The sequence below is a fragment of the Pseudomonas sp. PVC-5-1 genome (assembly GCF_057444345.1).
The window spans coordinates 1,646,892-1,658,926 of the sequence record NZ_CM172024.1; the positions used below are offsets into that span (position 1 = coordinate 1,646,892).

Annotated in this window: 10 protein-coding genes; all 10 read left to right on the forward strand. The window is 64.9% G+C overall.

Annotated elements, in window-relative coordinates; genetic code table 11:
• Positions 1–27: 27 nt before the first annotated feature.
• The 10 genes from AC2T3R_RS07545 to AC2T3R_RS07590 all read left to right on the forward strand — a co-directional run bounded on the left by AC2T3R_RS07545 (position 28) and on the right by AC2T3R_RS07590 (position 11,898).
• Positions 28–2,754 carry a motility hub landmark protein FimV gene (locus AC2T3R_RS07545; RefSeq protein ID WP_486744866.1) on the forward strand — a complete coding sequence of 909 codons (2,727 nt, stop codon included), beginning with the start codon at positions 28–30 and terminating at the stop codon, positions 2,752–2,754.
• 197 nt (positions 2,755–2,951) lie between these two features.
• Entirely contained in the window at positions 2,952–3,812 is an 861-nt protein-coding gene (truA, locus tag AC2T3R_RS07550) for a tRNA pseudouridine(38-40) synthase TruA (RefSeq protein WP_025338241.1), read from the forward strand.
• Between the two features lie 61 nt (positions 3,813–3,873).
• Complete coding sequence (locus AC2T3R_RS07555) at positions 3,874–4,494, forward strand: phosphoribosylanthranilate isomerase (protein WP_013971608.1); 621 nt, start codon at positions 3,874–3,876, stop codon at positions 4,492–4,494.
• A gap of 222 nt (positions 4,495–4,716) precedes the next feature.
• The gene (gene accD / locus AC2T3R_RS07560) at positions 4,717–5,610 is read left to right on the forward strand and encodes an acetyl-CoA carboxylase, carboxyltransferase subunit beta (RefSeq protein ID WP_013971609.1); all 894 of its coding nucleotides are present in this window, start codon (positions 4,717–4,719) and stop codon (positions 5,608–5,610) included.
• Positions 5,610–6,917, forward strand: a complete 1,308-nt coding sequence (gene folC, locus AC2T3R_RS07565) for a bifunctional tetrahydrofolate synthase/dihydrofolate synthase (protein ID WP_410953322.1) — start codon at positions 5,610–5,612, stop codon at positions 6,915–6,917. The genes accD and folC overlap by 1 nt, the downstream gene beginning before the upstream one ends.
• Positions 6,901–7,566 (forward strand): SPOR domain-containing protein, encoded by a 666-nt coding sequence (locus AC2T3R_RS07570; protein ID WP_410953321.1) that lies wholly within the window; start codon positions 6,901–6,903, stop codon positions 7,564–7,566. Before folC ends, AC2T3R_RS07570 begins: the two co-directional genes overlap by 17 nt.
• Before the next feature lie 228 nt (positions 7,567–7,794).
• The gene (locus tag AC2T3R_RS07575; protein ID WP_013971612.1) at positions 7,795–8,352 is read left to right on the forward strand and encodes a CvpA family protein; all 558 of its coding nucleotides are present in this window, start codon (positions 7,795–7,797) and stop codon (positions 8,350–8,352) included.
• 42 nt (positions 8,353–8,394) lie between these two features.
• Positions 8,395–9,900, forward strand: coding sequence for an amidophosphoribosyltransferase (purF, locus tag AC2T3R_RS07580; RefSeq protein WP_013971613.1), 1,506 nt, complete (start codon positions 8,395–8,397; stop codon positions 9,898–9,900).
• 16 nt (positions 9,901–9,916) lie between these two features.
• Positions 9,917–11,128, forward strand: coding sequence for an O-succinylhomoserine sulfhydrylase (locus AC2T3R_RS07585; protein ID WP_003258500.1), 1,212 nt, complete (start codon positions 9,917–9,919; stop codon positions 11,126–11,128).
• Positions 11,125–11,898, forward strand: coding sequence for an SDR family oxidoreductase (locus AC2T3R_RS07590; protein WP_013971614.1), 774 nt, complete (start codon positions 11,125–11,127; stop codon positions 11,896–11,898). The genes AC2T3R_RS07585 and AC2T3R_RS07590 overlap by 4 nt, the downstream gene beginning before the upstream one ends.
• Positions 11,899–12,035: the final 137 nt, after the last annotated feature.

Here is a 12,035-nt window from a genome sequence, read left to right on the forward strand (position 1 = left end):
AGGACGCTTCATACAAGGGAAGAGGTCATGCTTCGAATTCGCAAACTGGTTCTGGCCATGGCTGCAGCATCGGCGCTGTCGTCGGGCATGGCGAATGCCCTGGGCCTGGGGGAACTGACCCTCAAATCGGCACAGAACCAGCCCCTGGACGCCGAGATCGAACTGCTCGACGTGCGCGACCTCACCGCTGCCGAAGTGGCACCGAGCCTGGCGCCGCCGGAAGATTTCAGCAAGGCCGGGGTGGCATTCCCAACCTACCTCGAAGACCTAACCTTCACACCGGTGATCAACCCCAACGGCAAGAGCGTGCTGCGTGTTACCTCCAGCCAGCCGCTACCGGAGCCGGTGGTAAAGTTCCTGGTCCAGGTGATGTGGCCGCAGGGCCGCCTGCTGCGTGACTACAGCGTGCTGCTCGACCAGGCCAAGGCCCAGGGCGACAAGCCTGCGGCAGGCAATGTCGCGCCAGCGGTGACCGCTGCCGGCAGCTATACCACCCAGCGCCGGGACACCCTGTGGCAGATTGCCGCGCGCAATACCCAGGGCGGCTCGATCCAGCAGACCATGATCGCGATTCAGGCCCTGAACCCGGACGCGTTCATCGGCAACAACATCAACCAGCTGAAGGTTGGCCAGGTGTTGCGCCTGCCCGACCAGCAGCAGATCCAGAACATCCCGCAGGGCGAGGCGACCGCCGAGGTGGCCGAACAGTATGCTGCCTGGCGTGAAGGCCGTCGCCTGGGCCCGCGTGCCCGCCAGCTGGACGCCACTCGCCGCGGTGCCGCCGAGGCAGCTCCGGCGCGTATCGCCCAGGGCGACAACCTGCGCCTGGTCAGCCCGGGCAACCAGGCCGGTGCTGGCCAGGCCAAGGCCCTCAATGACAAGCTGGCGGTGGCCCAGGAAAGCCTGGACACCAGTCGACGCGACAACGAAGAGCTCAAGAGCCGCATGGCCGACCTGCAGAGCCAGCTGGACAAGCTGCAGCGTCTGATCGAGTTGAAGAACAACCAGCTGGCCCGCCTTGAAGCGCAGGGGGCGGCTGCACCGGCCGAACCGATCGTTAAGCCTGCGCCTGACGCTGTCGATACCTCACCCAAACCGGTGTCTGCCGCCGAAGCTGCACCTGCCGCCGGCCAGCCAGGTAGCGTCGTCGACGAAATCATGGGCAACCCGCTGCTGCTCGGGCTGATTGCCGGTAGTGCCTTCCTGGTACTGTTGCTTCTGCTGCTGTTGCTGGCGCGCAAGCGCAAGGCCCAGCAGGAGGCTGAAAAGCACCTGCGCATGGCGCGGGCGCTGGAAGAAGAGCAGGGCGCAGGCTTTGACAGCGATAGCGCAAGCTTCGATGGCGTAGAAGTCTCGGCGCCGAGCGTGACCCTGTCGCCGGCCGTGGTCGCCGCTTCGGCTGCCGCCGCCACCGCCGCGGAAAAAACGGCGGCACCCGCCTCCGAAGCGCAACCTGAACCGCAAGCCGACCCCCATGCCGCGCTGCTGGCGGAAGTCGAGCAATGCGTGGCCGAAGGCCGCCTGAACCGCGCTACCGACCTGTTGGAACCTGCCGTGGCCGCCGCGCCGCAGCGTGACGACCTGCGCCTGAAACTGATGGATGTGTACGCCCGCCAGGGTGACCAGAGCGCGTTCGTCGAGCAGGAGCGCAAGTTGCCGGCCAGTGAGCAGAACAGTGAAGCGGTTGCCGGGCTGAAAGAGCGCTACCCGGCCATGCTCGGCCTGGCCGCTGCCGGCCTGGGCGCGGCGGCCCTGGCTGCCGAGATGGATGAGCAGTACGTGCAGGAGCTGTTGCAGGATCAGCCTGATACGCCAGTGGTTGCCGATGTGGCGCCGGAGGAAGTGCCGGCGGTCGAGCCAGAGGTGGCGATTGAACCAGAGGCTGTTGCCCTGGCGGAACCTGAAGCAGCGCTCGAACCCGAAGTTGATCTGGATGCTGAGCTGGATGCCTTCGATGAAGTGCCGACCCTCGATGCGCCGGGCCTGGACGAGCAGGACCTGGACAGTGCCTTCGACCTGAGCCTGGGTGACGACCTGCCTGAGCAAGACCCGCTGGCAGCGCCGCTGCTGGACGAATCTGTGGCCAAGCAACCTGTAGTCGAAGAGCCGGTACTGGATGAACCTGTACTGGAATCGGTTCAGCCGGAAGACGAGCCGTTTGCGGTGGACGCCGAGCTACAGGCCGACGCTGACGCCGAATTCGAGGCCATGCTGGCACAGGCCGAGCCACAGCCCGCTGTGGACCTTTCCGACTTCGACCTCGACATCAGCGAGCCGGTTGCCCCGGCAGCCCCGGCTGCGGTCGACGAAACCCCGGTAGATGTCGCCGCCGAGTTGGCTGCCTTCGACAGCGAGCCAGCGTTCGACCCGCTTTCCGAGTTCGATCTGCCATCCGACTTCGATCTTTCGCTGTCGCTGGAAGACGATTCGCCGGCAGCCAAGAGCTTTACCTCGGAGCTGGACGACGTCAACGCTGAGCTGGACAAGCTGTCGCAGAGCCTTGAGTCGCCGTCGCTGGAGCCGCATTTCACCAGCGAGGATGCGGCTGCCCAGCCCGAGCCCGAGCCACTGGACGACCTGGACTTCGACTTCTTCTCCGGAAGCGACGAAGTGGCCACCAAGCTAGACCTGGCCCGGGCCTATATCGACATGGGCGACAACCAGGGCGCACGCGACATTCTCGATGAAGTGGTCAAGGATGGCGACGACAGCCAGCGTCAGGAGGCCGAGGACATGCTCTCCCGGTTGGTCTGATGTAAGCAGGGCCGGCCTCTTCGCGGGCTTGCCCGCTCCCACAGGATCTCCACAGATTTTCGACCTTGTGAGTAACCTGTGGGAGCGGGCGAGCCCGCGAAGAGGCCCTCAAATGCGGTGCATATTCAACGGCAGCCCTACACGGCTGCCGTTGTCGTTATAATCCCCGCCATTCCGTACACCCCCCCACAGGTTTCATGCTCTTGGACATCATCGACACCGCCGCCGCCGAGTCCGCGGCCGAAGGCTACTCCCGCATCGCCCTGGGCGTGGAATACAAAGGCGCGCGCTACCGTGGCTGGCAGCGCCAGGCCAGTGGCGTGCCCAGTGTCCAGCAGGCCCTGGAGCAGGCGCTGTCCAAGGTGGCCAACGAGCCCATCTCGGTAATCTGCGCCGGGCGCACCGACGCCGGTGTGCATGGCTGCGGGCAGATCGTGCACTTCGACACCCGCGCCGTGCGCGATGAGCGCGCCTGGACCATGGGCACCAACTTCAACCTGCCCCATGACATCAGCGTGGTCTGGTCGCGGCCGATGCCGGCCGACTTCCATGCCCGCTTCAAGGCCTGCGCCCGGCGTTACCGCTACGTCATCTACAACGACCCGATCCGCCCGGCCCATCTGGCCGAGGAAGTCACCTGGAACCACCGCCCGCTGGATGTCGAACGCATGGCCGAAGCCGCGCAGTACCTGCTTGGTACCCATGACTTCAGTGCCTTCCGCGCCAGCCAGTGCCAGGCCAAGTCGCCGATCAAGCACATCTACCATCTGCGCGTCACCCGCCATGGCCAGATGATCGTGCTGGACGTGCGCGCCACGGCTTTCCTGCACCACATGGTGCGTAACATTGCCGGTGTACTGATGACCATCGGTGCCGGAGAGCGCCCGGTCACCTGGGCGCGTGAGGTGCTGGAAGGGCGCAACCGCCGCGAAGGTGGGGTCACGGCGCACCCATACGGCCTCTACCTGGTGCAGGTGGAGTACCCCGAGGAGTACGCGCTGCCCAAGCGTTACATCGGTCCACACTTTTTGACCGGTTACGAAGCATTGGCAGACTGACGGGCGAAAAGTCATTTGCTAACATCCGGCCTTTCACCGTAACAAGCAGGGTTCGCTGTCCATGAGCAATGTTCGCAGCAAGATCTGCGGGATTACCCGCATCGAAGACGCACTGGCCGCTGCCGAAGCGGGGGCCGATGCCATCGGCTTCGTCTTCTATGCCAAGAGCCCGCGCGCCGTGGACGTGCGCCAGGCGCGGGCGATCATTGCCGAGCTGCCGCCGTTCGTGACCACGGTCGGTTTGTTCGTCAATGCTTCGCGCTGCGAGCTGAACGAGATTCTCGAAGTGGTTCCGCTGGACCTGCTACAGTTCCACGGCGACGAAACCCCACAGGACTGCGAAGGCTACCACCGCCCCTGGATCAAGGCCCTGCGCGTACGCCCGGGCGACGACCTGGAGGCGGCCTGCCGGCTTTACGCTGGTGCCCGCGGCATTCTGCTGGACACCTACGTGCCGGGCGTACCCGGAGGCACCGGTGAAGCGTTCGACTGGTCGCTGGTGCCTGCGCGCCTGAGCAAGCCGATCATTCTGGCGGGCGGGCTGTCTGCCGACAATGTCGGCCAGGCCATCGCCCAGGTACGGCCGTACGCGGTGGATGTCAGTGGCGGCGTGGAGCAAGCCAAGGGCATCAAGGATGCGGCGAAGATCGAGGCCTTCATGCGTGCGGTGAAACAGGCGTGATGGCAGATGTGACGGCTGGCTGCGCGCCATCGTCCATAGCTTTCGCAGCCCTGCGGGGCAGCCGCCTGCGCCTGTGGCGGCAACACAACACATTAGCGGTGGGGTGGCGCGCTGGTAGTCCCGGCGGCCGGTCCATCATCGTTTCATAAAAGATTTTGAGCTCAAGGGCAGGGTAGGGCCGGCGACACCGGACCACGCCTGCCAATACTGGAGAAAGAAAGCATGAGCAACTGGTTAGTCGACAAACTGATCCCTTCGATCATGCGTTCCGAGGTGAAGAAGAGCTCGGTGCCTGAAGGCCTTTGGCACAAATGCCCGGCCTGCGAGGCCGTGCTGTATCGTCCGGAGCTGGAAAAGACCCTGGATGTCTGCCCCAAGTGCAACCACCACATGCGCATCGGCGCACGTGCGCGCATCGACATCTTCCTCGACGCCGATGGCCGTGCCGAACTGGGCGCCGACCTGGAGCCGGTCGATCGCCTGAAGTTCCGTGATGGCAAGAAGTACAAGGACCGCCTGGCTGGCGCGCAGAAGCAAACCGGCGAGAAGGACGCCCTGATCTCCATGAGCGGCACCCTGATGGGCATGCCGATCGTGGTCAGCGCCTTCGAGTTCTCGTTCATGGGCGGCTCCATGGGTGCCATCGTCGGCGAGCGCTTCGTGCGCGCGGCCAACTATGCCCTGGAGCACCGCTGCCCGATGGTCTGCTTCTCCGCCTCGGGCGGTGCACGCATGCAGGAAGCGCTGATCTCGCTGATGCAGATGGCCAAGACCTCGGCCGTGCTGGCGCGCCTGCGCGAAGAGGGCATCCCGTTCATCTCGGTACTGACCGACCCTGTGTACGGTGGTGTCTCCGCCAGCCTGGCCATGCTCGGTGACGTGATCGTCGGCGAGCCGAAGGCACTGATCGGCTTCGCCGGCCCGCGCGTGATCGAGCAGACCGTGCGCGAGAAGCTGCCGGAAGGCTTCCAGCGCAGTGAGTTCCTGCTGGAGCACGGCGCCATCGACCTGATCATCTCTCGTGGCGAGCTGCGCCCGCGTCTGGCCCGCCTGCTGGCGCAGATGACCGGCCAGGAAACCCCGGAGCAAGCGCGTGAGGCGGCTGCCGTCGCGTGATGAAACAACGATCCCTGGGCGAATGGCTCGCCTACCTCGAGCAGTTGCACCCCTCGGCCATCGACATGGGCCTTGAGCGGTCGCAGAAGGTGCTTGCCCGGCTGGCGCTGGGCAAGCTGGCGCCACGTGTGGTAACGGTGACCGGCACCAACGGCAAGGGCTCGACCTGTGCCTTTGTGGCCTCGCTGCTGCGTGCCCAGGGGTTGAAGGTTGGCGTGTACAGCTCGCCGCACCTGTTGCGTTACAACGAGCGGGTGCTGATCGATGGCCAAGAGGCCAGCGATGAGCGCCTGTGCGAAGCCTTCGCCGCCGTCGAGGCGGCGCGGGGCGAAATTTCCCTGACCTACTTCGAGATGGGCACTCTGGCCGCGTTCTGGTTGTTCTACCAGTCGCAGCTGGATGCCGTGGTACTGGAAGTGGGGCTTGGTGGCCGCCTGGACACCGTGAACGTGGTGGATGCCGACTTGGCCCTGGTGACCAGCATCGGCGTCGATCATGTCGATTACCTGGGTGATACCCGCGAGCTGGTGGCCTTCGAGAAGGCAGGCATCTTCCGTCAGGGCAAGCCGGCACTGTGCGGTGACCTGGATCCGCCTCAGCCGCTGCTGGACAAGGCCGCCGAACTGGCTGCGCCGCTGTTCCTGCGTGGTCGTGACTTCGACCTGGCCATTGCCGATGGCAGCTGGAACTGGCGGGGTACTGCGGCTGATGGAGCGCCGGTAGAGCTGCTTGGCCTGCCTTTGCTCGACCTGCCCATGGAAAACGCCACGCTGGCCCTGCAGGCCTACCTGCTGATGGGTCTGCCCTGGGACGCCGGGCAGATTCGCCAGGCGCTGCTGGATACCCGCATCACGGGTCGCCTCGACCGTCGCCAGCTGAGCTGGCAGGGCAAGCCGGTGGAACTGTTGCTGGATGTCGGGCACAACCCGCACGCCGCGGGGTACCTGGCCCGGCGCCTGGCGGCCCGGCCGCTGAAGGGGCGCCGCCTGGCGGTGTTCGGCCTGCTCGCCGACAAGGACCTGGACGGTGTTGTCGCGCCGCTGCAGGGGCTGGTCGACGACTGGGCAGTGGCGCCACTGGATACCCCGCGCAGCCGCCCGGCTGCGGAGCTGGCCACGGCCTTGACGAACGTCGGCGCCGCGGTGAAGTCTTATGCCAGCGTCGATGCTGCCCTTGAAGGGCAATGCGCGCAGGCAACGGCGGATGACCAGATCTTGCTGTTCGGTTCGTTTTTCTGTGTTGCCCAGGCACTGGAATGGCTGGAGCGGCACGCCCAGGAGGGTGGAGTAGATGGCAGTGCTGGATAAAGGGATGAAACAGCGCATGGTGGGTGCGTTGGTGCTGGTGGCGCTGGCGGTGATTTTCCTGCCGATGCTGTTCACCCGCGAGGACGAGATGCGTCAGGTGCGCGTCGATGCCCCGCAGGCGCCGGCCATGCCAAGCCTGCCGGAAGTGAAGGTGGAGCCGGTCGCCGTGCCGGAGCCGCAGGCCATTGCGCAAGAGCCGCAACAGCCACCGGTGGTGGTGGACGAGTCCACCGCGCCGGCGAGCACGCCCAGCCAGCCGATTACACCGTCACCGCAGACCCAGCCTCAAGTGCAGGTGCAGCCCCCGCCTCAGCCTGCCAAGCCGCAGGCGCCTGTGGCCAAGGTCGAGCCTCAGCCGGCAGCCAAGCCGGCCGCGCCGACGGCGCCATCGAAGATCGACGTCAATGGCCTGCCGGTCAGCTGGTCGATCCAGTTGGCCAGCCTGTCCAACCGTGCCGGGGCCGAAAAGCTGCAGCAAACCTTGCGTAGCCAGGGTTACAACGCCTATATCCGCTCGGCGGGTGGCATGAACCGCGTGTACGTGGGGCCGCTGATCGAGCGGGCCGAGGCCGAGCGCGTGCGCGACGCCATCAACCGCCAGAACAGCCTCAAGGGCTTCGTGGTGCGCTTCCAGCCTGAGCGCAGCTGAGTCTGGCTGACTCGGGCCCTTGTAGGAGCGGCCTTGTGTCGCGATCGGGCCGCATGGCGGCCCCAACGATTTTGGCTGTGTCCGAGACCCTTGGGGCCGCTGTGCGGCCCGATCGCGACACAAGGCCGCTCCTACAGAAGTGCGCATGCTAATCCACCCGACATTCCGCTTACTCCCAGCCCGCCGCTCTGTTAAAATGCGCCGCCTCAAACGTCTGCAGGCAGCACCGTGGCATTTACCTTGGTTGATTGGGCGATCATCGCGATCATCGCCGTCTCCACACTGATCAGTCTCAAGCGCGGCTTCGTCAAGGAAGCCTTGTCCTTGCTCATCTGGATCATTGCCGGTGCGGTTGCCTGGATGTTCGGCGGTTCGCTCTCGGTGTATCTTGAAAGCTACATCCAGACGCCGTCGATGCGCGTCATCGCCGGCTGCGCCATTCTTTTCGTCGCCACCTTGCTGGTGGGGGCCATGATCAACTTCCTCATCGGCGAGCTGATTCGCGTGACCGGGCTGTCCGGCACCGATCGTTTCCTGGGCATGGCCTTCGGCGCCGCGCGCGGGGCCTTGCTGGTGGTGGTGGCCATCGGGCTGATCAGCCTGGGGCCGGTTCAACAAGATACCTGGTGGCAGGAATCACGCCTGATACCACAATTTCTCTTGGTCGCCGACTGGTCGAAAAACCTGATCCTGGGTTTTACCGGCCAGTGGACACCTAGTGGGCTGATCGGCACTCCAGCTGATCTTCCGTTCAAGGAACAGTTGCTCGGGCCGGCAAAGCCCTGAGCACTATTCACTCAAGTTTCGTCAAAGTAGGGGTTGCGTCGCATGTGTGGCATCGTCGGTATCGTCGGTAAGTCGAACGTCAATCAGGCGCTGTATGACGCGCTTACGGTCCTCCAGCACCGCGGCCAGGACGCTGCCGGTATCGTGACCAGCCATGACGGCCGGTTGTTCCTGCGCAAGGATAATGGCCTGGTGCGCGACGTGTTCCAGCAGCGCCACATGCAGCGCCTGGTCGGCAGCATCGGTATTGGCCACGTGCGCTACCCGACGGCGGGCAGCTCGACCTCGGCCGAGGCGCAGCCGTTCTACGTCAACTCGCCGTATGGCATCACCCTGGCACACAACGGCAACCTGACCAACGTCGAGCAGCTGGCCAAGGAAATCTACGAGTCCGACCTGCGCCACGTCAACACCAACTCCGACTCGGAAGTACTTCTGAACGTGTTCGCCCATGAGCTGGCGGTGCGTGGCAAGCTGCAGCCGACCGAAGAAGACGTGTTCGCCGCGGTTTCCCACGTGCACAGCCGCTGCGTCGGCGGTTACGCCGTGGTGGCGATGATCACCGGCTACGGCATCGTCGGCTTCCGTGACCCCAACGGCATCCGCCCGGTGGTGTTCGGCCAGCGTCACACCGACGAAGGCGTGGAATACATGATCGCTTCGGAAAGCGTGGCCCTGGACGTGCTCGGCTTCACCCTGATCCGCGACCTGGCGCCGGGCGAAGCGGTGTACATCACCGAAGAAGGCCAGCTGTACACCAAGCAGTGCGCCGAAGCACCAAAGCTGCAGCCGTGCATCTTCGAGCATGTCTACCTGGCCCGTCCGGACTCGATCATGGATGGCGTGTCGGTGTACAAGGCCCGTCTGCGCATGGGTGAAAAACTGGCCGACAAGATCATGCGCGAACGTCCCGAGCATGACATCGACGTGGTCATCCCGATCCCGGACACCAGCCGCACCGCGGCCCTGGAGCTGGCCAATCGTCTGGGCGTGAAGTTCCGCGAAGGTTTCGTCAAGAACCGCTACATCGGCCGTACCTTCATCATGCCAGGCCAGGCCGCGCGCAAGAAATCGGTACGCCAGAAGCTCAATGCCATCGAACTGGAGTTCCGCGGCAAGAACGTGATGCTGGTGGACGACTCGATCGTGCGCGGCACCACCTGCAAGCAGATCATCCAGATGGCCCGCGAAGCCGGCGCCAAGAACGTCTACTTCTGCTCCGCAGCCCCTGCCGTGCGCTACCCCAACGTCTACGGCATCGACATGCCGAGTGTTCACGAACTGATCGCCCACAACCGTACCACCGAACAGGTGGCCGAGTTGATTGGCGCCGACTGGCTGGTCTACCAGGACCTGCCGGACCTGATCGACTCGGTCGGTGGCGGCAAGATCAAGATCGATCAGTTCGATTGTGCGGTGTTCAACGGTGAGTATGTCACTGGCGATATCGACGAAGCCTACCTCGACCGCATCGAGCAGGCTCGTAACGACCTGGCCAAGGCCAAGAACCAGGCGGTCAGTGCGATCATCGACCTCTACAACAACTGATTTCGGGAGCGACGGCATGACGGATCAATGGGATGCCGGACGACTGGACAGTGACCTCGAGGGTGTCGGTTTCGACACCCTGGCGGTGCGCGCCGGTCAAAACCGTACACCGGAGGCCGAGCACAGCGAAGCGCTGTTCCTGACCTCCAGCTATGTGTTCCGCACGGCTGCCGATGCGGCCGCGCGCTTTGCCGGCGAAACGCCGGGCAACGTCTATTCGCGCTACACCAACCCGTCGGTGCGTGCCTTCGAGGAGCGCCTGGCGGCCATGGAAGGCGCCGAGCAGGCTGTGGGCACCTCCACCGGCATGGCGGCGATCCTCGCCGTGGTGATGTCGCTGTGCAGTGCCGGTGACCATGTGCTGGTGTCGCAGAGTGTGTTCGGCTCGACCATCAGCCTGTTCGAGAAGTACTTCAAGCGCTTTGGCGTGCAGGTGGACTACGTGCCACTGGTCGACCTCGCCGGCTGGGAAAAGGCCATCAAGGCCAATACCAAGCTGCTGATCGTCGAATCGCCGTCCAACCCGCTGGCAGAACTGGTCGATATCACCGCGCTCAGCGAAATCGCCCATGCCCACGGCGCCATGCTGGTGGTGGACAACTGCTTCAGCACCCCGGCGCTGCAGCAGCCGCTGAAGCTGGGTGCCGACATCGTGTTCCACTCGGCCACCAAGTTCATCGACGGCCAGGGCCGCTGCATGGGTGGCGTGGTTGCCGGCCGTGCCGAGCAGATGAAAGAAGTGGTGGGCTTCCTGCGTACCGCAGGCCCCACCCTCAGCCCGTTCAACGCCTGGATCTTCACCAAGGGCCTGGAAACCCTGCGCCTGCGCATGCGTGCGCACTGCGAAAGCGCCCAGCTGCTGGCCGAATGGCTGGAGCAGCAGGAGGGCGTGGAGAAGGTGCATTACGCCGGCCTGCCGAGCCACCCGCAGCACGAACTGGCCAAGCGCCAGATGAGTGGCTTCGGTGCGGTGGTCAGCTTCGAGGTCAAGGGTGGCAAAGAAGGCGCCTGGCGCTTCATCGACGCTACCCGGGTGATTTCCATCACCACCAACCTGGGTGACAGCAAGACCACCATCGCCCACCCGGCCACCACCTCCCACGGTCGCCTGACGCCGCAGGAGCGTGAAGCCGCGGGTATCCGCGACAGCCTGATCCGGGTTGCCGTGGGCCTGGAAGATGTGGCCGACCTGCAGGCCGACCTGGCGCGCGGGTTGGCGGCACTGTGATTGAAATCCGCGGCGGTACGCCCGGCCATAACGGCCGGGTAGCCCTGGTGACCGGTGCCGCACGCGGCATCGGCCTGGGTATTGCCGCCTGGTTGATCTGCGAAGGCTGGCAGGTGGTGCTCAGCGACCTCGACCGCCAGCGCGGCGCAAAGGCGGCCAAGGCGCTGGGTGACAATGCCTGGTTCATCACCATGGACGTTGCCGACGAGGCCCAGGTCAGCGCCGGGGTGTCGGAGGTGCTGGGACAGTTTGGTCGCCTGGACGCGCTGGTGTGCAATGCGGCCATCGCCAACCCGCACAACCAGACCCTGGAAAGCCTGAGCCTGGCGCAGTGGAACCGGGTGCTGGCGGTCAACCTCAACGGCCCGATGCTGCTGGCCAAGCATTGTGCGCCGTACCTGCGTGCGCACAATGGGGCGATCGTCAATCTCACGTCCACCCGGGCGCGGCAATCCGAACCCGATACCGAGGCCTACGCAGCGAGCAAGGGCGGGCTGGTGGCCTTGACCCATGCCTTGGCCATGAGCCTGGGTCCGGAGATTCGCGTCAATGCGGTGAGCCCGGGCTGGATCGATGCCCGTGATCCGTCGCAGCGCCGTGCCGAGCCGTTGACCGAGGCGGACCATGCCCAGCACCCGACGGGCAGGGTAGGGACGGTGGAAGACGTGGCGGCCATGGTTGCCTGGCTGTTGTCTCGGCAAGCGGCGTTCGTCACCGGCCAGGAGTTCGTGGTCGATGGCGGCATGACCCGCAAGATGATCTACACCTGAGCATTCTGCATATCCTGTACCGGCCTCTTCGCGGGTACGCCCGCTCCCACAGGTATTTCTCACATGCCAGCATCTGTGGAGATCCTGTGGGAGCGGGCGTGCCCGCGAAGAGGCCAGTACAGGCTATCGACAGCCGC

Bases quoted from the DNA above. Each gene is read 5' to 3' on its own strand.
- AC2T3R_RS07545 (WP_486744866.1), top strand. From the start codon at position 28: ATGCTTCGAATTCGCAAACTGGTTCTGGCCATGGCTGCAGCATCGGCG.
- folC (WP_410953322.1), top strand. From the start codon at position 5,610: ATGAAACAACGATCCCTGGGCGAATGGCTCGCCTACCTCGAGCAGTTG.
- truA (WP_025338241.1), top strand. From the start codon at position 2,952: ATGCTCTTGGACATCATCGACACCGCCGCCGCCGAGTCCGCGGCCGAA.
- accD (WP_013971609.1), top strand. From the start codon at position 4,717: ATGAGCAACTGGTTAGTCGACAAACTGATCCCTTCGATCATGCGTTCC.
- AC2T3R_RS07585 (WP_003258500.1), top strand. From the start codon at position 9,917: ATGACGGATCAATGGGATGCCGGACGACTGGACAGTGACCTCGAGGGT.
- AC2T3R_RS07555 (WP_013971608.1), top strand. From the start codon at position 3,874: ATGAGCAATGTTCGCAGCAAGATCTGCGGGATTACCCGCATCGAAGAC.
- purF (WP_013971613.1), top strand. From the start codon at position 8,395: ATGTGTGGCATCGTCGGTATCGTCGGTAAGTCGAACGTCAATCAGGCG.
- AC2T3R_RS07570 (WP_410953321.1), top strand. From the start codon at position 6,901: ATGGCAGTGCTGGATAAAGGGATGAAACAGCGCATGGTGGGTGCGTTG.